This window comes from Pseudomonas sp. C9-3 (genome assembly GCF_032392015.1).
Lineage (GTDB): Bacteria > Pseudomonadota > Gammaproteobacteria > Pseudomonadales > Pseudomonadaceae > Pseudomonas > Pseudomonas nitroreducens.
Genome location: NZ_CP135919.1, coordinates 5,824,506 through 5,846,450, shown reverse-complemented (window position 1 = coordinate 5,846,450; position 21,945 = coordinate 5,824,506). Strand labels below are relative to the sequence as shown.

Annotated in this window: 20 protein-coding genes; 13 read left to right on the top strand and 7 right to left on the bottom strand. The window is 64.1% G+C overall.

The genetic code is table 11. The features are described 5' to 3' along the window. Nucleotides 1-32: 32 nt before the first annotated feature. Nucleotides 33-620, top strand: coding sequence for a MarC family protein (locus tag RS899_RS26750; protein WP_017518835.1), 588 nt, complete (start codon nucleotides 33-35; stop codon nucleotides 618-620). A 22-nt stretch (nucleotides 621-642) separates the two neighbouring features. Further along, nucleotides 643-1,425 carry an N-acetylmuramoyl-L-alanine amidase gene (locus tag RS899_RS26745; RefSeq protein ID WP_233296847.1) on the top strand — a complete coding sequence of 261 codons (783 nt, stop codon included), beginning with the start codon at nucleotides 643-645 and terminating at the stop codon, nucleotides 1,423-1,425. Here the strand turns inward: RS899_RS26745 and RS899_RS26740 are convergent. Together RS899_RS26740 and algB are read right to left on the bottom strand one after the other, a co-directional pair. Beyond that, complete coding sequence (locus tag RS899_RS26740) at nucleotides 1,422-3,209, bottom strand: KinB sensor domain-containing domain (RefSeq protein ID WP_315810478.1); 1,788 nt, start codon at nucleotides 3,207-3,209, stop codon at nucleotides 1,422-1,424. The two genes, RS899_RS26745 and RS899_RS26740, sit on opposite strands and share 4 nt — an antisense overlap. Before the next feature lie 2 nt (nucleotides 3,210-3,211). After that, nucleotides 3,212-4,558 carry a sigma-54-dependent response regulator transcription factor AlgB gene (algB, locus tag RS899_RS26735; RefSeq protein ID WP_054907595.1) on the bottom strand — a complete coding sequence of 449 codons (1,347 nt, stop codon included), beginning with the start codon at nucleotides 4,556-4,558 and terminating at the stop codon, nucleotides 3,212-3,214. Between the two features lie 227 nt (nucleotides 4,559-4,785). On the opposite strand from algB, the gene RS899_RS26730 reads away from it, so the two are divergent. From RS899_RS26730 to RS899_RS26710, 5 genes are all read left to right on the top strand, one after another. Further along, complete coding sequence (locus tag RS899_RS26730; protein ID WP_315808442.1) at nucleotides 4,786-5,640, top strand: BON domain-containing protein; 855 nt, start codon at nucleotides 4,786-4,788, stop codon at nucleotides 5,638-5,640. A 32-nt stretch (nucleotides 5,641-5,672) separates the two neighbouring features. Further along, nucleotides 5,673-6,107: a ferritin-like domain-containing protein gene (locus RS899_RS26725; RefSeq protein ID WP_054907597.1), complete on the top strand. Its 435-nt coding sequence runs from the start codon at nucleotides 5,673-5,675 to the stop codon at nucleotides 6,105-6,107. A 277-nt stretch (nucleotides 6,108-6,384) separates the two neighbouring features. After that, nucleotides 6,385-6,702 carry a hypothetical protein gene (locus RS899_RS26720; protein WP_233296844.1) on the top strand — a complete coding sequence of 106 codons (318 nt, stop codon included), beginning with the start codon at nucleotides 6,385-6,387 and terminating at the stop codon, nucleotides 6,700-6,702. Nucleotides 6,703-6,876: 174 nt separating this feature from the next. Beyond that, nucleotides 6,877-7,038: a DUF1328 domain-containing protein gene (locus tag RS899_RS26715; RefSeq protein ID WP_017518828.1), complete on the top strand. Its 162-nt coding sequence runs from the start codon at nucleotides 6,877-6,879 to the stop codon at nucleotides 7,036-7,038. A 40-nt stretch (nucleotides 7,039-7,078) separates the two neighbouring features. Further along, complete coding sequence (locus RS899_RS26710; RefSeq protein WP_054907599.1) at nucleotides 7,079-7,549, top strand: inhibitor of vertebrate lysozyme family protein; 471 nt, start codon at nucleotides 7,079-7,081, stop codon at nucleotides 7,547-7,549. Nucleotides 7,550-7,738: 189 nt separating this feature from the next. Here the strand turns inward: RS899_RS26710 and RS899_RS26705 are convergent, their stop codons facing one another. Beyond that, nucleotides 7,739-8,398, bottom strand: coding sequence for a DUF3313 domain-containing protein (locus RS899_RS26705; protein ID WP_054907600.1), 660 nt, complete (start codon nucleotides 8,396-8,398; stop codon nucleotides 7,739-7,741). Between the two features lie 665 nt (nucleotides 8,399-9,063). Between RS899_RS26705 and gltP the strand changes: the two genes are divergently transcribed. Beyond that, complete coding sequence (gene gltP, locus RS899_RS26700) at nucleotides 9,064-10,413, top strand: glutamate/aspartate:proton symporter GltP (RefSeq protein ID WP_054907601.1); 1,350 nt, start codon at nucleotides 9,064-9,066, stop codon at nucleotides 10,411-10,413. Nucleotides 10,414-10,521: 108 nt separating this feature from the next. Next, a complete protein-coding gene (locus tag RS899_RS26695) occupies nucleotides 10,522-11,751 on the top strand; it encodes a nucleoside recognition domain-containing protein (RefSeq protein ID WP_054907602.1) in 1,230 nt (409 codons plus the stop codon). Here RS899_RS26695 and RS899_RS26690 read toward each other — a convergent pair. Continuing rightward, nucleotides 11,733-12,383: a S1C family serine protease gene (locus RS899_RS26690; protein ID WP_233296842.1), complete on the bottom strand. Its 651-nt coding sequence runs from the start codon at nucleotides 12,381-12,383 to the stop codon at nucleotides 11,733-11,735. The genes RS899_RS26695 and RS899_RS26690 overlap by 19 nt on opposite strands. Before the next feature lie 430 nt (nucleotides 12,384-12,813). On the opposite strand from RS899_RS26690, the gene RS899_RS26685 reads away from it, so the two are divergent. Both RS899_RS26685 and RS899_RS26680 read left to right on the top strand, forming a co-directional pair. Further along, on the top strand, nucleotides 12,814-14,103 hold the full coding sequence (locus RS899_RS26685; RefSeq protein WP_315808441.1) for an MFS transporter: 1,290 nt from the start codon (nucleotides 12,814-12,816) through the stop codon (nucleotides 14,101-14,103). Between the two features lie 124 nt (nucleotides 14,104-14,227). Continuing rightward, nucleotides 14,228-14,779, top strand: a complete 552-nt coding sequence (locus RS899_RS26680; protein WP_054907604.1) for a GNAT family N-acetyltransferase — start codon at nucleotides 14,228-14,230, stop codon at nucleotides 14,777-14,779. Between the two features lie 23 nt (nucleotides 14,780-14,802). Here RS899_RS26680 and RS899_RS26675 read toward each other — a convergent pair whose 3' ends face one another. Continuing rightward, nucleotides 14,803-16,176, bottom strand: a complete 1,374-nt coding sequence (locus RS899_RS26675) for a pitrilysin family protein (RefSeq protein ID WP_315808440.1) — start codon at nucleotides 16,174-16,176, stop codon at nucleotides 14,803-14,805. A gap of 206 nt (nucleotides 16,177-16,382) precedes the next feature. Here RS899_RS26675 and RS899_RS26670 point away from each other — a divergent pair, with 206 nt between their 5' ends. Beyond that, on the top strand, nucleotides 16,383-17,339 hold the full coding sequence (locus RS899_RS26670) for an NAD-dependent epimerase/dehydratase family protein (RefSeq protein ID WP_315808439.1): 957 nt from the start codon (nucleotides 16,383-16,385) through the stop codon (nucleotides 17,337-17,339). A 70-nt stretch (nucleotides 17,340-17,409) separates the two neighbouring features. Here the strand turns inward: RS899_RS26670 and RS899_RS26665 are convergent, their stop codons facing one another. Together RS899_RS26665 and RS899_RS26660 are read right to left on the bottom strand one after the other, a co-directional pair. Further along, on the bottom strand, nucleotides 17,410-18,444 hold the full coding sequence (locus RS899_RS26665) for an AraC family transcriptional regulator (protein WP_315808438.1): 1,035 nt from the start codon (nucleotides 18,442-18,444) through the stop codon (nucleotides 17,410-17,412). A 96-nt stretch (nucleotides 18,445-18,540) separates the two neighbouring features. Continuing rightward, on the bottom strand, nucleotides 18,541-20,265 hold the full coding sequence (locus RS899_RS26660) for a Na/Pi cotransporter family protein (RefSeq protein WP_233296839.1): 1,725 nt from the start codon (nucleotides 20,263-20,265) through the stop codon (nucleotides 18,541-18,543). Nucleotides 20,266-20,620: 355 nt separating this feature from the next. On the opposite strand from RS899_RS26660, the gene RS899_RS26655 reads away from it, so the two are divergent. Continuing rightward, nucleotides 20,621-21,928, top strand: coding sequence for a sorbosone dehydrogenase family protein (locus RS899_RS26655; protein ID WP_315808437.1), 1,308 nt, complete (start codon nucleotides 20,621-20,623; stop codon nucleotides 21,926-21,928). Nucleotides 21,929-21,945: the final 17 nt, after the last annotated feature.

Sequence of the window (21,945 nt, the reverse complement as noted above, 5' to 3'; positions counted from 1 at the left end):
AGTGGCTGGTTATTCCTGGAGTTTTCCCGGCCATGCTTGGCGTCGCCATCCTGATCTTTCTGATCACCGACCCGTTCGGCAACATCGCGGTCTTCCTTGCCGCCCTCAAGTCGGTCCCCGCCGAACGCCGTCTGAAGGTGGCGCTTCGCGAACTGCTGTTTGCCCTGGGCCTGCTGCTGCTGTTCCTGACCCTGGGCGAGCACATCCTCACTGGGCTCGGGCTTTCGAAGGAAGCCACCGGCATCGCCGGCGGCATCATTCTCTTCGTGGTCGCCATGCGCCTGATCTTCCCCACGCCTCAGGGCGTGCTGGGCGACATGCCGGACAACGAGCCACTGTTTGTGCCGCTGGCCACCCCGGCCGTGGCGGGGCCGTCGGCGCTGGCGATGCTGATCACCCTGCGCAGCACCTACACTGGTCCCTTGTGGGAGCTGTATCTGGCGGTGATCCTGGCCTGGGCCGCGACTGCCTTCATCCTGATGCAGGCGGCATTCCTCCAGCGCTTCCTCGGCCCACGCGGGCTGATGGCGGTGGAGCGTCTGGCGGGCATGCTGCTGATCATGCTCAGCGTCAACATGCTCCTGCAGAACGTGCGCAGCTTCCTGCATATCGCTGCCTGATGCTGTCCCCTTGAGAACTGCCATGACCCTGCGTGTCCTGACCTTCGTGCTCCTCACCACACTGCTCGCCGGCTGCGCCGACAAGGGCCTGCAGATCGATCGCGAGCATGTATCGAGGAACCAGGACAGCCGCATCCAGTACGTCATCGTCCACTACACCTCGGCCGATCTGCCGCGTTCGCTGGCGCTGCTGACCCACGGCGAGGTGAGTGCGCACTACCTGATCGGCGACAACCCGGCGACCATCTACCAGCTGGTGGACGAAAACCGCCGCGCCTGGCACGCCGGTGCCAGCGAATGGCAAGGACGGACATGGCTGAATTCCACGTCCATCGGCATTGAACTGGTGAATCCCGGCTACCGTGATACCCCCAGTGGCAAGATCTGGTACCCCTATCCGGATGCGCAGATCGACGCGCTGATTGCCTTGCTCAAGGACATCACCAAGCGCCAGGGCATCACTCCGGAACATATCCTCGGGCACAGCGACATCGCCCCGCAGCGCAAGGTCGACCCGGGCCCGCTGTTTCCCTGGAAGAAGCTGGCCGACGCCGGGCTGATTCCCTGGCCGAAACCAGGCGAGCTGTCGCGCCGGCTGGCCGAGCTGAATGGGCAGCTGCCGGCGCCGGTCTGGTTCCAGCAGCAGCTGGCACGCCACGGTTACGCGGTGCCGCTCGATGGCGTGATGGATGAGGAAACCCGCAACGTAATCGCGGCGTTTCAGATGCGTTTCCGCCCGGCGCGCTTCGACGGCGAGCCGGACCTGGAAACCGCCGCGCTGCTGCTGGCCGTACCGACTTCTTAAACCGGCAACAGCAGGTAGAAGCGCGAGCCCTTGCCCTGTTGCGAGCGCAGGGCAATGCGCCCGCCATGCAATTGCACGATTTCCCGGCACAGCGCCAGGCCGAGTCCGACGCCGCCTTTCTTGCGGCCCACCTGCACGAAGGGCTCGAAGATACGCCCCTGCTGACTGAGCGGGATGCCGTCGCCGCTGTCTTCCACGGCAATTGCCACGCGCTCTTCCTGGCAACGCGCCTGCAGGCGGATGGTGCCGCCCTCAGGGGTGTGGCGCAGGGCGTTGCCGATCAGGTTGTCCAACACCCGTTCGATCTGCGTACGGTCGATGTTGATGGGCGGCAGGCCTTCGGCGATCTCCAGGTCCAGTTCGATGCGCTTCTCCGCGGCGAGCCCGGTGAAGCGGTGGTTCGCCTGGCGAAGCAGGTCGGCAACGTCGCAGGGCTGCAGCTCCAGCTTCTGAGTGCCGCTCTGGTAGCGGGAGAAATTCAGCAGATCGTTGATCAGCCGTACCAGACGGTGCATTTCCTCGTCCACGGTGCGGACCAGGTCTCGCTCGCGGGATTCTGCGGGGAATTTCAGGCGCTCGGCGAGCAGGCCGAAGGCCATGTGCATGCCGGTCATGGGGGTACGCAGCTCGTGTGAGGCTCGCAGCACGAAGTCGTTGCGCACGCGCTCGAAGGCGCGCTGCTCGGTGACATCGCGCACCACCATCACCGCGCCGATGTTGCGGCCGTCGTCATGGCTGACCGGCGAAATGCCCCAGGTGAGCAGCCGGCTTTCGCCGCTCACTTCCACTACCAGGTCCTGCGGGGTCTCCTCCAGCAGGTTGCCACTCAGCACGCGCTGCACTGCCTGGGTCAGTGCCGGGTTGTTCAGCATTGTGCCGAGGTCCTGGCGCTGGGGGTCGCCGTGGGAGAACAACTGGCGGGTGGCGACCGGGTTGGCGTGCTCGATGCGGCCGTGCCGATCGAGGATCACCAGGCCGTCATCGATGCTGTCCAGCACAGCCAGCAGGCGCTTGCGCCCAGAGCCCAGGGCCTCGGTGTTGCTCGCCCGATAAAGGCGCAGTGCTTCGGCCATCAGGCCGAAGCGGCGGCTCAGGGAAGACATCTCGGCGACGCCGGAGACCGGCAAGGTCACGTCGAAATCCCCCTGGCCTATCTTGTCCGCCGCCTTGGCCAGCGTCTCGATCGGGGCGCCGAAGCGCCGGGCGATGCTATGGGCGGTGATAAAGCCGACGACCAGGATGGCGATGCCGATCAGCCCGAGCAGGCCGCTGATCAGCAAGGTTCGGTCACGGGCCGAGCGTTCGTCGTTGCTGATGTTTTCCATCGCCACCTGGTGCAGCGCCAGCAAACGGTTGCGCAGGACGTCCAGGGTGCGGCTGAGGTCGCTGTCTTCGAGCAACTCCGGGCGGCCCGGCCCAGGCGTGTCGGTCGCCGCGACGAACAGCCGGTGGGCATCGGCGATTTCCGTCATGGCCTGGCGTTCGCCGCTGGTACGCGCCATCGCTCGCCCGCGCTCGAGTGCCTGGGAGAAATGCGTGCGGGCCAGTTCCAGATGTTCAGCGCTCGGTCGCGCGCTGAGAACCTGCACCAGTTCGTCGCCCAGCGCCTGGCGCAGGTGCTGGCTGACCTCGATGGCTTCGAAGTTGCGCTGGATCAGCTGGGCCTGCTGTCGGCCGGTCAGCACCACGCTGAACAGGCCCAGCAGCAGGCCCAGCAGGGCTACCGTGATGAGTGCGGAGATGCTGAGAAACAGCCTCGTGCGCAGCGTCATCGGGATTGGCAGGTTCACAGGCTGTACTGCTTGCGCTTGCGATAGAGGGTGGAAGCGTCGATCCCCAGGGTCTTGGCCGCCTGGTCGAGGGTGGCGCTGGAGGCCATCACGGCGGCTATGTGGGCTTTCTCCAGTTCCTCGAGGCTCATTGCCTCGCCGATGCGCGGTGCGGAGTTGGCGGTTTGTTCCCCGATGGCGAGCTGTTCCACGCCAATGAGATCAAGATTGCAGATGATGCTTGCTCGTTCGATCACGTTGCGCAGCTCCCGCACGTTCCCCGGCCAGTTGTAGCGGCGCAGCAGCGCGCGGGCCTCGTCGGTGAAGCCGCGGGCAGGGCGGCCGTAGTCCTTCACGAAGCGCGCCAGGAAGCGTTCGGCCAGGCCGATGATGTCCTCGGCGCGTTCGCGCAGCGGCGGCAGGTTCAGCACGATGACGTTCAGGCGGTAGAGCAGGTCTTCGCGGAAAGCGCCCTGGGCGACCATGCCGGCCAGATCCCGGTTGGTGGCGGCGAGGATGCGCACATCGGCGTTGCGGGTTACCGGGTCACCGACACGCTCGTATTCCTTGTCCTGGATGAATCTGAGCAACTTTGGCTGCAAAGTAAGGGGAAAATCGCCGATCTCGTCGAGGAACAGCGTGCCGCCATCGGCCTGGCTGATGCGCCCGAGGGTGTTTTCGGTGGCGCCGGTGAAGGCACCGCGGCTGTGGCCGAACAGCTCGCTTTCCATCAGTTCAGCGGTCAGGGACGGGCAGTTGATCGTCACGCAGGATTTCTTCGCGCGCTTGCTCCAGTTGTGGATCGCCCGCGCCAATTCGCCCTTGCCCGAGCCGGACTCGCCGAGGATGAGGATGTTGGCGTCGGTGGCGGCGACCTGGCGGGCGGTTTCCAGCACAGCGGCCATGGCCGGGCTGTGGGATTCCAGCACGTCGCCCTGTTTGCGCATTTCGCCTTCGAGCGCCTCGATGCGCGCGGTCAGCTGGCGCACTTCCAGTTGCTTGGCGGCGGCCAGGCGCAGCTGGTCGGGGCTGCAGGGTTTCACCAGGTAATCGGCGGCGCCGGCCTGCATGGCGTCCACGGCGGTGTCCACTGCCGAATGCGCAGTGACTATCACCACCCGCATCCAGGGCGCCTGCACCCGCATCTGCGCCAGAACGTCCAGGCCATTGTCATCGCCCAGACGCAGGTCGAGGAAGCAAAGATCGAATACCTGACGTTGCAGCAGGTTCTCGGCCTGCTGTGCGCTGCTGGCGGTCGCCACGCTATAGCCTTCGTCCTCCAGGCAATAGCGGAACGAGCGCAGGATGGCGGACTCGTCATCGACCAGAAGGATGCGGCCCTGCTGTTCAGGCGTTGCGTCCATTCAGCGTTTTCCTCGTGTGAATCGTTGTTGTTAAGTGTGGGATTTTGCTTAGTCCAGGGATTTTCGTGCAAGTTGCAAGAATCTTTCGCACCCCTCGGGCAGGGTGCACAGTCAGGGGTGCGGTATGAATTACTCAACACATTGAATTACAAGATTTTTATTCTAATAAACGCACTGGCATGGGGCTTGCGAATCCAATAGCGAAACATCGTTGGACGGAGACCGCCATGCCTAACCCGAAGATCCTTGCCCTGGCCCTGGGTTCCGCGCTGCTCGCCCTGCAGCCGCTCGCCAGCCACGCTGCCGAAGCCGGAATCGCCGCGCAGTTGGCCGAAGCTCGCCAGGAGGGCTCGATCTGGACGGCCATCAATCTCAATCGCGAACTCAAGCCTTACTCCATCAAGGTGGACGTCGAGAACGGACGCGCACAACTGACCGGCGCTGTCGCCAGTGAGGAGCAGAAGGCGCTGGCCGGGCAGATTGCCGGCAGTGTCGAAGGCATCAGCGCTGTGGATAACCAACTGGCCGTCGATGCCTCCCTGGCGGATGCGCAGAAAGGCGATGCCGCCAAGGACGATGGCGTCGTCCAGCGCTGGGACGACGCGACCCTCGCTGCCAAGGTGAAATCCAAGCTGTTGCTGGAAAAACGCGCCGACGGCCTGGATATCAAGGTCACCAGTCGCTCCGGCGCCATCACGCTGGAGGGCACGGCCGCCAGCGAGGACGCCAGCCAGCAGGCTGCTCATCTCGCCGCGCAGACCGAAGGCGTGACCTCTGTGGATAACCGCCTCAAGGTCGACCCGGATGCCGCGTCGACGCAGAAGCTGGAGAAATCCGTCGGCGATGCCCAGGCCGCCGTCAGCGATGCCTGGATAACCAGCCAGATCAAGGCCGGCATCCTCTCAGCCCACGCGCTGGATGGCCTGTCCATCGGTGTTTCCACCCGCGATGGCGTGGTGACCCTCAGTGGCCAGGTACCGAGCGCCGACGAGCGCCAGCAATTGATCGATTCCGCGCGCAAGACCCGCGGTGTGCGTGAGGTGGACGCCACCGCGCTGAAGGTGGCCGGCCAGGCCGCCTAACGCTTCCACCCTTCCTTGCAGGAGTAACTCCCATGTCCCGCATGACCAGTCAGCTCAACGAACTTATCGAGATCACCCGCGACGGCCAGCGCTTCTACCAGCACGCCATCCAGGAAGTGAAGGACGCTCGTCTGCAGAGGCTGTTCCAGTCCATGGCGCAGGCCAAGACCGACGTGATCAATGCTCTCGCCGGCAAGGTTGCCGCCAACCATGAGGACCCCGCCACCGGAGGCACCCTGCTGGGCAAGCTGCGCCAGGTCTACGCCGACACCCGCGCCACCCTGGCGAGCGACGAAGGCGCCACCTACGTCGCCCAGCTGGAGGAAACCGAGGATCGCATCCTCCATGCCTTCGAGGACGCCATGGAGAAAGGCACGCCGGAAACCCAGGCGTTGCTGCGTGCCGAACTGCCCAAGGTGCGGGCCTGCCATGACCAGATGAGCCAGCTCAAGCACTCGCTGAAGTGACGTGGTTCACAGGGCGCAGGGACGCGCCCTGGAAGCGGGGTTGCAAAACGCACGACCAATCCTCCCCCATCGTGCAGGATGCAGCTCAAAGGGACCTTAATACTATATTCAAGTTGTTGATTTATAAGGAAAAAAAGAAAATTCAAGACTGGCACGCGGCGTGCAATTTCTCCGATAAGCCAGTCAACAAACCACCCGCGGCGGCGAGAGCGAAAAGTCCGATAGAAAACGGACCGAAGCTCGAACAAGAAGACCGGAGGCGGGCAGGAGAAACGGGATGAACAGCGGAATGAACAGCCAGGTGCAAGTCGCACGAATCGATGTCTGGAGCCGGATCTTCTTCGCCGGTGCCCTTGTGCTGCTGCTGATCAATCAGGTGCAGCTGCAGATGCAGGTCTCCCGCACTCAGGCCGCCAGCGTTACGGCCGCTTACGTGCCGACCACCTCCAGCACGCCTGGCCTGTACCGCGAAGCTTCGCGTTATCCACAGACCGCGCCGGCTCGCAACCAGCCCCAGGTGCTGCCTGCCCCGCAGGCACAGACCCAGGCGCAGGTGCAGCCGATGGCGCGACCGCAGGGCGGCTGGGTGTTCTGACCGAATTCATGAATCGCCGGCGGGCCGAGGGCCTGCCCGATACGTCCGCAGTGCCCGGAAGCGCCCGGGCGGACAGAGCCTTCCGGAGGCTGCCTTGCGAATACTCCGCGGGCTTTCACTGGAGCAGGCACCTGGAGTGGGTGCCGAACCGACAACGAGAAGAGGAGAGACCCCATGCTTAGCTGGGCACTGACATTCCTGATCATCGCCATCATCGCCGCAGTCCTGGGCTTCGGTGGTATCGCAGGCGCAGCCACCAGTATCGCCAAGATCCTGTTCGTGATTTTCCTGGTGCTGTTCATCGTGTCGTTCTTCATGGGTCGTCGTCGAGGTTGATGCCCACGGATCAGGCTGAAGACGAGCAAGGAGCTTACCGATGAGTTTTACCCGCAGCCTCCTGCTGTCCCTTCTGCTTGCCGGCGCCGGGGCGAATGCCCTGGCCGCCGAGGCGGACAAGGACGCGCAGTACCGCCTCAACGAGCTGATCGCCACTGACGAGCAGTACCGTGAAACCTGGCAATCGGTAGTCAAGGACGAGAGCCGCCTGCCGGACTGGGTGATGAACCTCAGCGGCACCGCCACGCCGATGCAGGCGGTGGACGAGCAGGGTGACAAGTATCTGGTGGGTCAGCTGTGCGAGCAGCACAACTGCGCCGCCGAACGGTTGTACGTGGCCTTCACCTGGGACAAGGACAAGGCCTACGCGCTGTACGTGAAGGTTCCCGAGAACCTGCCGGCGGACAAGTCGCCGAGCAAGCACGCCAGTTTCCGCTGGCTCGGCGAGCCGGACGATTCGGTGAAACGGATCCTCGACGACCAGCTCAAGAGCGATCCCAACTGGTATTGATGCACCGATTTCGAATACCGCGTCGCCATTACGGCGTACGCATGGCCAGGGGGCCGGGACGTTCGGGATGCGCCATGTCTTGAGCGACCTAGGGGTACAGGGAGTACCTCCGCGTCAGCGGGCTGGGTCAGGCAAGGCGTACGGAACCGGGGCGACGCGCTCGCACCGGTTCCGGAGCGCCATCACAGGTCAGGGCTTGAAGTTGGCCGCGTCGCGCGCCCAGCCATCGAGTACCGGCTTCAGGTCGTCGAGGGTGAGGTGAGTGCTGGAGTTCTCCAGCGTCTTGCCTGCACCCTTGCGCACCACCTTGGCGACCGGCTTGCTGGTCGCGCCATCCAATGCCTCGAATTCCACGAAAACCTCGGTGTCCTGGTCACGCGTGCCGATGGCGGTCGATGTTGCCGCTACCACCAGAGCGATCGGGATGACTTCATAGGCGTGCAGGCCTTCGTTCGATACGTCCACACCGCTGATCGCGGTGCGCAGCACCAGCGTGTCGCGGTCAGCCTGCTGGACGATGCGGTAGCGGCTGCCCAACTGCAGTTCGACCTGCTTCTTCAGGTAGTCGGGAATTTCGTTGAGGGTTTTCTGATCGAGGTTTTCGTTCGGCTTGGGCGGCGGGTAGTAGACCGGCCGCTCGACCAGCACCGAGCTGTAGTTTGCGAGCTTCAGGTTCGGGTCGACCCAGCGCAGCACCGGCTGGCCACTGGGCGAAGTGGCGGGCTTGAGTTGCGAGTAGTCGCCGAGGAAGCCCGAGTACTGCGAGGCGTCCGGTTTCTGGCTGGAACAACCGGCCAGCGCGAGTGCGCCGGCAAAAAGCAGGGTGGGTACTACAGAGCGTCGCGTCATGGAGCGTCCTTATTCAGAGTGTCACCGCGTTGTGTTTTCACCACATCGAACAACCCATTGCTTACCCGGCTGTCGCGGCGGCAGGGTATCCGCACCCTTGCTCGAACCCGCTCGAACTTCACTGATGTCGGTCAATTCGGACTCCGGCGGATCCGTCCTAAAATGCATCGCCGATCCCCGTCGGCCGAATCGACGGCCGTCCGGCATCCCAATAATGAAGAGCGGAATCCGACACTTATCCACAGTGCCTGCTTTCCCGCCAGCCTCGCAGTCGAAGGGCCCTTTTCCTCGCCCTCGGCCATCCATGACGGTCCCCTGGCGGCGACCGTACATCCGGTAACAAGAACCCGCCCGTGAGCGCGCGCGGACTTCTTATCCGAACAATCCGGGCCATTGATGGCCAATCAGCACCAAGCCTAGACGGCTTTGCAGAGCGCTGCGTGACAGGCATCGAGGAACCTGGGTCATGCAGAAAATCAAGGGTCTTACGACCTGGAACCAAGGTTTCAGATGCCTTTTCCTATGCCGATTGTGCATGGGGTAGGCGTTTCCGGCATTAGACGGGAAAGGGGTGGGTCGGAATCATGCGCCCCTTTTTTCGCTGGCCGTCGGCATCCCGATGGTTCGGCGACCCCGACTTCCACAAGAATCAAGGGTGACTCACTATGGGCAAAGCCAAGCTCAGCCTCGCCTGGCAGATCCTCATCGGCCTGGTACTCGGAATTGCACTGGGCGCCGCGCTCAACCATTTCAGCGCGGAAAAGGCCTGGTGGATCAGCAACATCCTCCAGCCGGCGGGCGATATCTTCATCCGCCTGATCAAGATGATCGTCGTTCCGATCGTCATCTCCTCGCTCATCGTCGGCATCGCCGGCATGGGTGATGCGAAGAAGCTCGGGCGGATCGGCCTGAAGACCATCATCTACTTCGAGATCATCACCACGGTCGCCATCGTGGTCGGCCTGCTGCTGGCGAACATCTTCCAGCCCGGCGCCGGCATCGACATGAGTACCCTGGGCACTGTGGATATCTCCCAGTACGCGCAGACCGCCAAGGAAGTCGAACACCACCACGCGTTCATCGAGACCATCCTCAACCTGATCCCGTCGAACATCTTCGCGGCCATGGCCCGTGGCGAAATGCTGCCGATCATCTTCTTCTCGGTGATGTTCGGCCTGGGCCTGTCCTCGCTGCCGGCGCCGACCCGCGAGCCGCTGGTGAAGATGTTCCAGGGCGTGGCCGAGGCCATGTTCCGCGTCACCCACATGATCATGCGCTACGCCCCGATCGGTGTGTTCGCGCTGATCGCCGTGACGGTGGCCAACTTCGGCTTCGCCTCGCTGCTGCCGCTGGCCAAGCTCGTGGTGCTGGTGTACTTCGCCATCGCCTTCTTTGCCTTCATGGTGCTGGGCCTGGCCGCACGGCTGTTCGGCTTCTCCATCATCAAGCTGATGCGCATCTTCAAGGACGAGCTGGTCCTGGCCTATTCCACCGCCAGCTCCGAGACCGTTCTGCCGCGCATCATCGAGAAGATGGAAGCCTACGGCGCGCCGAAGGCGGTCAGCAGCTTCGTGGTGCCCACCGGGTACTCGTTCAACCTCGATGGCTCGACCCTGTACCAGAGCATCGCGGCGATCTTCATCGCGCAGCTCTACGGCATCGACCTGTCCATCGGCCAGCAGTTGATGCTGGTGCTGACCCTGATGGTCACCTCCAAGGGCATCGCCGGCGTGCCGGGCGTTTCCTTCGTGGTGCTGCTGGCGACCCTCGGCAGCGTGGGCATTCCGCTGGAAGGCCTGGCCTTCATCGCCGGCGTCGACCGCATCATGGACATGGCGCGCACCGCACTGAACGTGATCGGCAACGCCCTGGCGGTGCTGGTCATCTCCAAGTGGGAAGGCGTGTACGACGCGCAGAAAGGTGCCCGTTACTGGCAGGCCATGCAGAACGGTCGCGTTGAAGCCTTCCTCGAAGGCGAGAGCGCGGATGGCAAGGAAAGCCCCGCCGCGCACTGACCCGCAAGGGTTATCCACAAGGCCCCGGCAGCGTCCGGGGCCTTGTCGTTTCTGGCGTCGGTGGGGCCCGTGCCGCTATCATCCGGGCCATTCCAAGGGGGACGATCCATGCTCAACGGCCTGTGGCTGAGCTTTTTCATTGTGGCGGCGGTCACCGCGCTTTCCCGCTGGCTGCTGGGGGGCGAGGCCACCGTCTTCGCCGCCATGGTGGAAAGCCTGTTCGCCATGGCCAAGCTGTCGGTGGAAGTCATGGTGCTGCTGTTCGGCACCCTGACCCTCTGGCTCGGCTTCCTGCGCATCGCCGAAAAGGCCGGGCTGGTGGAAAAGCTTGCGGTCGTCCTTGGCCCGCTGTTCCGCCGCCTGATGCCGGAAGTTCCCGCCGGCCACCCGGCCATCGGCCTGATTACCCTGAACTTCGCCGCCAACGGCCTGGGCCTGGACAACGCCGCCACGCCGATCGGCCTCAAGGCCATGAAGGCGCTGCAGGAGCTCAACCCCAGCAGCACCACTGCGAGTAATGCGCAGATCCTCTTCCTGGTGCTCAACGCTTCCTCGCTGACGTTGCTGCCGGTGACCATCTTCATGTACCGCGCCCAGCAGGGCGCGGTGGACCCGACCCTGGTGTTCCTGCCGATCCTCCTGGCCACCAGCGCCTCCAGCCTGGTCGGGTTGCTCAGCGTTGCCGTCATGCAGCGCCTGAGACTGTGGGACCCGGTCGTGCTGGCCTACCTGATTCCCGGCGCGCTGGCGCTGGGTGCCTTCATGGCACTGCTCGCCGGGCTGTCCGCCACCGCGCTGGCGCAACTGTCCTCGTTGCTGGGCAACCTGACGCTGTTCGGCATCATCATGCTGTTCCTCGTCGTCGGCTGGCTGAAGAAGGTGCCGGTATACGAAACCTTCGTCGAAGGCGCGAAGGAAGGCTTCGACGTTGCCAAGAGCCTGCTGCCGTACCTGGTGGCGATGCTCTGTGCCGTTGGCGTGTTGCGCGCCTCAGGTGCTTTGGAGATGGCACTGGACGGCATTCGCTGGGTGGTCGAGGGCGTGGGCTGGGATACCCGCTTCGTCGATGCGCTGCCCACCGCGCTGGTCAAGCCGTTCTCCGGCAGCGCCGCGCGGGCGATGCTGCTGGAGACCATGCAATCCCATGGCGTGGACAGCTTCCCGGCCCTGGTAGCCGCCACCGTGCAGGGCAGCACCGAGACCACCTTCTATGTGCTGGCTGTGTACTTTGGCGCCGTTGGTATCCAGCGTGCACGCCATGCCGTGGGTTGCGCGCTGCTGGCAGACCTGGCCGGCGTGCTGGCGTCCATCGGTGTGTGCTACTGGTTCTTCGCCTGAAGCTGGCGGGCCGCCCCGCGCTTCGTCTGCTCCTGGAACAGCAGCCATTCGCGCTGGATCACCTGATAGGGCACGAAGACACTGAGCCGCTCCATTCCGGCCAGTTCCGGTCGGTTCGCCGGTGGCGTCCAGCCGGCGCGGTAGCCGATGTTGATCCCGAGCACGCTGCCATCCCCGGCCAGCAGCGGGCCGCCGGACATGCCCTTGGCCATCGCGGCATCGTGCACGCCGTAGCGCTCGGTACTTTGCGATCCGGAGTTGATGAACGGGACCGGCCAGACCCGACCCTGGGAACTCACCGGGATCATCAGCGTGCTGCTGCCGATGGCGGTCACCCGTTCACCCGGGCGGAAATCCCGCCAGTGCGGAACTTCACCCGCAGCCTTGTGAGCGATGAACAGCAGGTCGCAACCGGTGCTGCAGCGGTACGCCTGGTTCATCAGAAAAGGGGTATGGGCGGCGGTCACTGCGTAGTCGGCGTTCCACTGCACCGCAGAAGCAACCAGCAGGCCGGGCAGCGGCGGGCCTGACAGGACCTGAAAGTACCGCTCGGTCAAGCGACTGTCGGTTTCCGGCGATACCCAGCCATTGCATCCTGTCAACGTCAGGATGAGCAGGAAACTCCATTTCATATCATTAGCCTTTTCCGTTTAATTTGTGGGAAAAGTTAATGATTATTGAAAGAAAATTCCTATATAAAATTAGGATTTATTACGCGGTAAAACAGCTTGCTAATAATCTTATATGGCGAAAGTTTCCTAGGAAGTTTCTGAAGGAAGTTAATGTAAAGTTTCAGGAATAAACTTGTGTGTCGAAAAACCAAGTGTCCATTTGTCACTGTCAAGACGTTGATGGTTTTTGCCGACGAACAGCATCGAAGCTTTCACGAAACTTTCAAACCCATGTAATTCACGCCTTTCAGCCATTTTTCGATTGTCTGATGGCGGTCATTACACATAGGGTTACAAATACGTCGGCCCTCCACTGCCCCGATCCACCCGGACGGCGACTGTCGATTTCCCTCGTGGAAATTTCCCGTGTGTCAGCCTGAGTGATGTCCCCATGGCCTCGAACAATTCCAAAGCCAAAGCCGTCTTCCGCGTGGTAAGTGGCAATTTCCTCGAGATGTACGACTTCATGGTGTATGGCTTCTACGCCACCGCCATTGCCAAGACCTTCTTCCCCGGCGACGACCCCTTCGCCTCCCTGATGCTGTCGCTGGCGACCTTCGGCGCCGGCTTCCTGATGCGCCCGCTGGGCGCCATCTTCCTTGGCGCGTATATCGACCGTCACGGCCGTCGCCAGGGCCTGATCATTACCCTTGGCCTGATGGCCATGGGCACCCTGCTGATCGCTTTTGTTCCGGGCTACGCCACTCTTGGTGTCGCAGCACCCTTGCTGGTGCTGTTCGGCCGGTTGCTGCAGGGCTTTTCCGCCGGCGTGGAGCTGGGCGGCGTGTCGGTCTACCTCGCGGAAATCGCCACCCCGGGCAAGCGCGGCTTCTTCGTCAGTTGGCAGTCGGCCAGCCAGCAGGTCGCCGTGGTGTTTGCCGGCCTGCTGGGCGTGATCCTCAACCACTGGCTGAGCCCGCAGGACATGGGCGAGTGGGGCTGGCGCGTGCCCTTCTTCATTGGCTGCCTGATCGTCCCCGCGCTGTTCATCATCCGTCGCTCGCTGGAGGAAACCCCGGAGTTCCAGCAGCGCAAGCATCGTCCGACCCTGGGCCAGGTGCTGCGCTCCATCGGCCAGAACTTCGGCCTGGTGCTGGCCGGCACTGCCATGGTGGTAATGACCACCGTGTCGTTCTACCTGATCACCGCCTACACCCCGACCTTCGGCAGGAACGAGCTGCACCTGTCGGACTTCGACAGCCTGCTGGTGACCATGTGTGTGGGCCTGTCCAATTTCATCTGGCTGCCGCTGATGGGGGCGGCGTCCGATCGCATCGGCCGCAAGCCGCTGTTGCTGGTCGCCACCGTGCTGGCGCTGGTCACCGCCTACCCGATGTTGTCCTGGCTGGTGGCGGAGCCCAGCTTCGCTCGCCTGCTGGAGGTGGAGCTGTGGCTGTCCTTCCTCTATGGCAGCTACAACGGTGCGATGGTCGTCGCGCTCACCGAGATCATGCCGGCCGATGTACGCACCACCGGCTTCTCCCTGGCCTACAGCCTGGCGACTGCGACCTTCGGCGGCTTCACCCCGGCGGTCTGCACCTGGCTTATCCACACCCTCGACAACAAGGCCGCGCCGGGAATCTGGCTCAGTGGCGCGGCGGCCCTGGGCCTGCTCGCCACCCTGGTGCTGTTCCGCAAGGGCGCCCGTGCGCGGGAAGGGGCGCTGGCCGCTGGGGTCTGAGACCCTCTGCGACGTTCTGCCCCAGCGCGGTTTCGGGCGGCATTGACTCAAGTCAGGCTTGCCCGGGCCGCGCAGGAGAAGGATAGGGTCAACCCAATCCCTCTTCTCCAGCGGAGAACGCGACATGATCACCCACCCCACCGCCGAGCTCGCAGCCCTCGGGGCTGTTGGCGCCGATCATTGGATAGAAACCCTCGAAGACGGCAGCCATGTGCTGATCCGCCCGTTGCGCGCGGAAGACCGCGAGCGCGAGCGCCTGTTCCTCGAGCGCCTGTCCCCCATGACCCGCAAATTCCGCTTCCACGGAGAAGTGAAGATCGACGACAGACTGCTCGATCGCCTGATGGACGTGGACTACCAGACCACCATGGCTTTCATCGCCCTGACCCATGTGGACGGTGAGCTGCGCGAAGTCGGCATCAGCCGCTATGCGGCTGTGGATAACCAGCAGTGCGAATGTGCGGTGACCATCGCCGACGAGTTCAAGCAGTTGGGCCTCGGCCTCGCACTGATGCGCCACCTGATCGACGTGGCCAAGCGCAATGGCTTCCACCAGATGTATTCGATCGACTCGTCCATGGACCGCGACATGCGCGACATGGCCCGCGAGCTGGGCTTCCGCGCCCAGGTCGACCCGGACGATTCCTGCCAGGTCATCCGCCGCCTCGCCCTCTGAGGCTTATCCGGCCCGGCGGGTAATCAGCCCCGCCGGCGCCAGAGCGCCAGCCCGACCAGTACCGCCAACAGCAGCGCGCCCAGCGCTGCCAGTGGATAGACCATATCGTCGTCCAGCAGCGGTTTCTCGATACGCAGATACCCCTCGTCCTTGAACAGCTGCTGCGCCACGTCGTTGGCTTGCTTGAGGCTGACCCTTGCCAGACGCTTGTCCTCGTCGGGGAACTTGCCGTCATCGAAGTCCGCCAGCGCGCCCCAGTAGTAATCCGCCAGCGTCGAGTTGCCCGGCGTGCTCCAGGCCAGTTGCGCGCGCGCCACGCGCTGGATGCGGGCAAAGCGCTGTGGGTCGAGGCCGTCGTGGCGGATCTTGTCCACCAGGTCCTTCAGGGCCTGTTGGGTCACCTTCTCCTGATCGCGCTCGACATCGGCGTTCAGGCTCATGAAGCCCTGGTTGGCCCAGGCGGTGCGTTCGCTCCAGGGCCCATAGGAGAGCTCCCGGCGTACACGCAGCTCGGTGTAGAGCGCATCGTTCAGGTAGGCCTGCAGCAGGTCCAGCGTGGCGCCGTCGGCTTCCGCTGGCTCGGGGAAAATCCAGTGCAGTACGGCGCTTTCGCCGAACAACCCGGTGGTCAGGCTGCGCTGGCGCTCGGCCCCCTTTTTCATCTGGGGCAGGTCGCGGCGCTCCGGGGTGTCGTGATCGACCAGGGCGCCGTAGGTACGGCCCAGGTAGACCGGCAGGCGCGGGTCGAGGTCGCCGACGATGATCAGGGTCATGTTGCTGGGGATGTACCAGTCCTTGCGCAACTGCTCCAGCTGGGCCTGGGTCAGGTTATCCACAGGCGCGCGCTCGTCGCACGACAGCCCCAGTTCCACGGCCAGCTGTTCCTGGCCGGCGCGGCTGACGTTCTGGTGGTCCAGCCAGCGCTGCAGGTGCGAATAATGGCCGCCGTCTTCGCGCACCAGTACCTGTTTGGCGGAGTCGATCTTGCGTTGGTCGAGCTGGGTGCGGGTGATGATTTCCAGCAGCAGGTCCAGCACCTGGCGCTGGGTGGTAGCGGGGGATTCGACGACGAAAGCGGTGTCGCCCTCGCTGGTGTAGGCGTTCCATTGGCCGCCCAGGGCCTGCATGCGCGCTTCCAGGTCGGCTTCGTCGCCGCCATCCAGGCCGCTGAAGAACAGGTGCTCCATCAGGTGCGGAAGCTGCCGGTCACGGCAAGCGAAATCACTGAAGCCAACGCCGACGATCAGGCGGATCGACACGTGGCCCTTTTCGCGGGTGGGCTTGAACAGCACGCCCATGCCGTTCTCCAGCTGATAGGCCTCGACCGTCTGTCGCTGGTCGGCAAGGGACCAGGTGTTGAGCAGCAGGGACAGCAGGGGGACGAACAACCAACGCATGAGCGGTGAGCCTGGACGCAAAGCCGTGAGGATAGCGGATTGACCGACGTGAACCCACCGCGTTCAACCTTTGTCGGGTGGCATCTTTGGTCATGGGGCTGGCTTGTGAGGTCACTGTCGGTGCTGGCGCAGTGGAACTACGCTGCAAGCACGCACCCCTTCAATAGCCCAAAGTTCGCTGCATGCCCGAGCGATCTGGAGGTTTCATGCGCGTATTGATCACCGGCGCCGCTGGCTTTCTGGGGCAGAGCCTGCTCAATGAACTGGCCGTGCAGCACCTGGATTGGACGCTGATCGCTGGAGACGTCAGGCTCATCAATACCCAGGGCCTGCGACCCAACATCGAGCCGGTTGCGCTGGACCTGGGTGTGGCTGCGCAGGTGAATGCGTGCGTAGAACAATGGCGACCGGACGCCATCGTCCATCTCGCCGCCGTGGTCAACCCGCCGCGGGAAATGACCCCGCAGAAGCTGCATGCCATCGAAGTCGGTGGTACTCGCGCGCTGATCGAGGCGGCACGGCAGACCGGCGTCCAGCAACTGATAGTCACCAGCTCCGGCGTCGCCTATGGCTTCCACCGCGACAACGCCGAATGGATCGACGAATCCCATCCGCTGCGCGGACACCCCCAACTGCTCCATGCGCGCTGCAAGCAGGAGATTGAACAACTGCTGGCTGATGCGCGGAAACGTTATCCACAGCTCAAGCAGTTGATCCTGCGTCCCGGCACCATCCTTGGTCGACGTGTGCATAACCCGCTGAGTGAACTCTTTGCCCGGCCCACCATGGTGGGCGTGCTGGGGCACCGCAGCCGCTTCGTGTTCATCTGGGACCAGGATGTCGTGAACGTGATCCGCCAGGGGTTGGAACGCGGTAGCGAGGGCATCTACAACCTCGCCGGCGATGGTGCGTTGTCCTTGCGCGAAATCGCCGGCCTGCTCAACAAACCCTATCGGTCCATGCCTGCAGGCCTGATGCGCATGGGGCTGGGGCTGCTCAAGCCGCTGGGTTTGTCGCGCTTCGGCCCGGAGCAGGTGGACTACCTGCGCTATCGGCCAGTGCTGGACAATCGCCGGTTGAAGGAAGAGTTCGGCTACGAGCCGCGCTATTCCAGCCGCGAGGCCTTCCTGGCCTATCTCGCCGCGCGGGGACCGAACGGCTGAATCTCTGGCTGTGGATATCTTGTAGACAAGTCTGTTGAAAAGCTTGCTGGCCGCTGCTTGTCGATGCCGGCTAACTCCCTGACTGCCGCCTCCGCTGGCGGTACTCGCCCGGTGTCAGTCCGGTCCAGTGACGGAAGGCACGGAAGAATACGCTGGGTTCGGAATAGCCGAGCAGGGCGGCGATATCCGTGGCCGGCAGGTTGCCTTCGCCCAGGTAGCGTTCGGCCAACTGCCGGCGGGTGTCGGCGAGCAGCTGTTGATAACTGCTGCCTTCTTCCGCCAGCCGGCGCTGCAGCGTGCGCTCGCTCAGGCCCAGTTCGTTGGCAACCGACGCGCGGCCCGGTTCCCCGCGGGCCAGTTGCTCGCCCAGCAGGGCGACGACACGGCCGCTGATGCTGGCGCTGGGCAGCCGGGCGAGCAGGCCTTCGGCGTGCTGACGCAGCAGATCGCGCAACGGCGGATTGGCCTGGGGCAGTGGAGCGTCGATGACTGCCCTGGGCAGCCCCATGGCATAGTCAGGCGCTTCAAACTGCAGAGGGCAGCCGAAGGCCTTTTCATATTCTTCGAGATTCTCCGGCTGGCTGTGCATGAAGCGGCAGCCGGCCAGTTGCAGGCCGCTGAGCAGGGCGCGCAGCTGGCGCGCCCAGAACCCCAGCAGCGCCAGGGCGCGGGCGCGAGTCGCTGGCGGCTCGGGGCTCAGCGGGCGGTAGGTCACCCAGATGATCTCGGCTTGCGCCTCGATGGCCACCTGGCCGCCTTCGCCTACCAGGCGCTGGTAGCGCATGGCCGACTCGAGAGCGTCGCCCAGCGTGGTGCTCGACTGCAGCAGATAGCCCAGCGCGCTGAAGGATGCCGGCGACAGGGCGCGGCCCATGGCCAGGCCGGGCTCATCGTGCTTCAGGTCGGACTGGATCACCTGCCACATGCGCTCCTGCAGCGCGAAGTCGATACGCGCATCCGGATCGCTGAGCTGGGATTCCTGAATGCCGCTGGCAGCGAGCAGCGCATCGCGGTTCATACCGAGACGCACGGCCGCCAGCAGAATGGCCTGGGTCAGGCTGGCGCTGACCGAGGGAGGGCGTTGGGATTGAGTGCATGCTTCCATGGCGGCGGATTCTGCCCGAACCCTGGGCGTCGTGATATCAGGACTTTGTAGGGGCAGGCGAACGCTCCGACGAAGCGCTCGCCCAGTCCCTGGCCGTCAACCCGTCGCGCTGGAGCCGGGCGGAGCCGGCCGCTGCTGATCCTGTACCGCTTCGACTTCGCGTTCGACGAAGTCATCGTCTTCCCCAGGTTCAGTGATTGCCGAACTGCTGGCATCCGGGTTGTCCAGAACAGCATAGGCGATGGCGCAGAACAGCGAGTTCAAGCGCTTCATGTCGCTGATCAGGTCCAGGTGCAGCGAGCTGGTCTCGATGCTCTGCACCACCTGCTGGCGCAGCCGGTCGACATGCGAGTGGGCGAAGCGCCGCTCCTGCAGGCGGAAACGCTGCTTGGCACGGCGTAGGCGCTTGGCGCCTTCCTGGTCACCATTGAGGAACACCGACAGGGACAGGCGCAGGTTGGCCACCAACTGACCGTGCAGCACGGTGATCTCTTCCAGGCCATTGTCGGAGAACGATCGGCTGCGCGAGGTCTTCTTGTCCTGCACGGCGCCGAGCATGTGCTCGATGATGTCGCCCGCCTGCTCGAGGTTGATCGCCAGCTCGATGATCTCCGCCCAGCGACGGCTGTCGGCTTCGCTCAGGTCTTCGCGGGGCATGCGTGCCAGGTACAGCTTGATCGCGGTGTAGAGGGCGTCGACGTCGTCGTCCTGCTTGCGGATCTCCTTGCCCAGCAGCGGGTCGCCGCTGTGGATAACCTGCATCAGGTTGTTCAGCATCTGCTCGACGATATCGCCCATGCGCAGGGTTTCGCGCACCGCATTGACCAGCGCCAGGCTCGGCGTGTCCAGCGCGCCGGGATCGAGGTGGCGCGGGCGCACGATATCTTCCGGCGAATGGCGGTCGGGCATGATGCGCGTACAGAAGGCCGCCATCTGCCCGGTCAGCGGCAGGCAGGCGAGGCAGCGGGTGGTGTTGTAGAGCACGTGGAAGGCGATCACCAGTTCGGCGGTGCTGAACTGCCAGTGGTCGATCCAGTCGGCCAGCGGGCCGACCAGCGGCAGCACCAGGGCGCAGCCGGCAACCTTGAACAGCAGGCTGCCCAGCGCCACGCGGCGGCCGGCGGCGTTCTGCGAGGAGGCACTGATCATCGCCAGGATGCCGCTGCCCAGGTTGGCGCCGATCACCAGGCACAGCGCCACTTTCAGCGAGATCACCTTGGAGGCCGCCAGCGTCGCGGTAAGCAGCACGGCCGCCAGGCTGGAATAGGAAATCATCGCGAACAGCGCGCCGGTGAGCGCATCCAGCATCACGTCGCCGGTGAGGCTGGAGAACAGCACCTTGACGCCCTTGGCCTGGGTCATCGGCTCCGCCGCGGCGACGATCAGCTGCAGCGCCAGGATGATCAGCCCCAGGCCGATGAACACCCGGCCGAGCTGGCCCAGGCGCGACTTTTGTCGGCCGAGGAAGAAGACCACCCCGAAGAAGATCAGCAGCGGTGACAGCCACGACAGGTCCAGGGTCAGCACCCGCGCCATCAGCGCCGTGCCGACGTCGGCGCCGAGCATGATCGCCAGCGCTGGCGCCAGGGCCATCAGCCCGGTGGCGACGAAGGAGGTAGCCAGCAGCGCCGTGGCGTTGCTGCTCTGCACCAGCGCGGTGACACCGATGCCGGCGGCGAAGGCCAGCGGGCGCTTTTCCACGCTGCGGCTGAGGATTTTTCGCAGATTACTGCCGTAGACCCTGAGGATGCCGGTGCGGACTATGTGAGTGCCCCACACCAACAGGGCGACGGCAGAGAGCAGATCGAGCAGTTTGAGCATGTCGGGCCCCCTTGCACGCAAATGGGCCCGCGGGCGGAGCGTCCGTCGACGGACCCTGTAACGACCTCGCCCGCGGCTCCGTACAGACAGCGCGGAGGGCCGAGAAGGACACGGCAGCATTCAGGCGATTGTCACAAGACTGTCATGGTAGACCCTCGTTCTTCCCTGAGGGTTCGCCAAATCTCTGATTTGCCGGGATTCCTGTCTGTCAGTAAAGCCGATCAAACACGGGTGCGAGAGGCTTTGCATCGGTTATTTCGCACGGATCGGCGGACGGATATGTCTAGACTGCCTAACCATTTGCTGACAGAAGTGCTCATCGACATGGATGCGCCACAGGCCGAGGAGAAGTCGCATGCGTAGGTCGTTCCCCCTCCTGATCGTACTGGCGGTGGCCGGTTGCGGCGACAAGTCGGCTCTGCCGTTCACCGCCGGCACCGGACCTCAACCGCAATTGCCCGAACCCCAGAGCAGCGTGCTGCCCACCGTCAACATCGCCACCGCCACCGGCTGGCCCGCCGGGCAGATGCCCCGTGCTGCTGAAGGCCTGGAGGTGCAGCGCTTCGCCGACAAGCTGGAACACCCGCGTTGGCTTTACGTGCTGCCCAACGGCGATGTGCTGGTGGCGGAAAGCTCGGCACCGCCCAAGGAAGAGTCCGGCGGATTGAAGGACTGGGTCGCCGGCAAGGTCATGGCCAAGGCCGGGGCCTCGGTACCCAGCGCCAACCGCATCACCCTGCTGCGCGACGCCGATGGCGATGGCGTGCCGGAACAGCGCAGCGTGCTGCTGGAAGGCCTGTTCTCGCCCTTCGGCATGGCGCTTGTGGATAACTGGCTGTATGTGGCCAACGCCGATGCCGTGGTGCGCTTCCCGTACAAGACTGGCGAGACGACGATCAGCGCACCGGCGGAAAAGGTCGTCGACCTGCCGGGCGGGCCGATCAACCACCACTGGACCAAGAACATCCTCGCCAGCCCTGACGGCCGTTACCTGTACGCCACCGTGGGTTCCAACAGCAACGTCGGCGAGAACGGGCTGGACGCGGAGAAGAACCGCGCGGCGATCCTGCAGATCGACCTCTCCAGCCGAAACGTGCGGGTATTCGCCTCCGGCCTGCGCAACCCCAACGGGCTGGGCTGGGAGCCCAACACTGGCGCCCTGTGGACAGCCGTGAACGAGCGCGACGAACTGGGCAACGACCTGGTGCCCGACTATATGACCTCGGTGAAGGACGGCGGCTTCTACGGATGGCCCTGGAGCTACTTTGGCCAGCATGTGGATAAACGCGTCGAACCGCCGCGCCCGGACATGGTGCAGAAGGCCCTGGTGCCCGACTACGCCCTGGGTTCACACACCGCCTCCCTCGGCCTTGCCATCTATCAGGGCAGCCTGCTGCCGGAGCGTTATCGTGGCGGCGTGTTCATCGGCCAGCACGGCTCGTGGAACCGCAAGCCACGCAGTGGTTACCAGGTGGTGTTCATCCCCTTCGGCAGCGGCAAGCCCAACGGCCAGCCGGTGACGGTGCTGGACGGTTTCGTCAACGACCAGGAAGAAGCCATGGGCCGTCCTGTCGGCGTCGCTGTGGATAAGTTTGGCGGCGTGCTGGTGGCCGATGATGTGGGCAACACCGTGTGGCGGCTGCGCCCGGCTACCCTGAAGTGAATCGACGAGGAGACCGC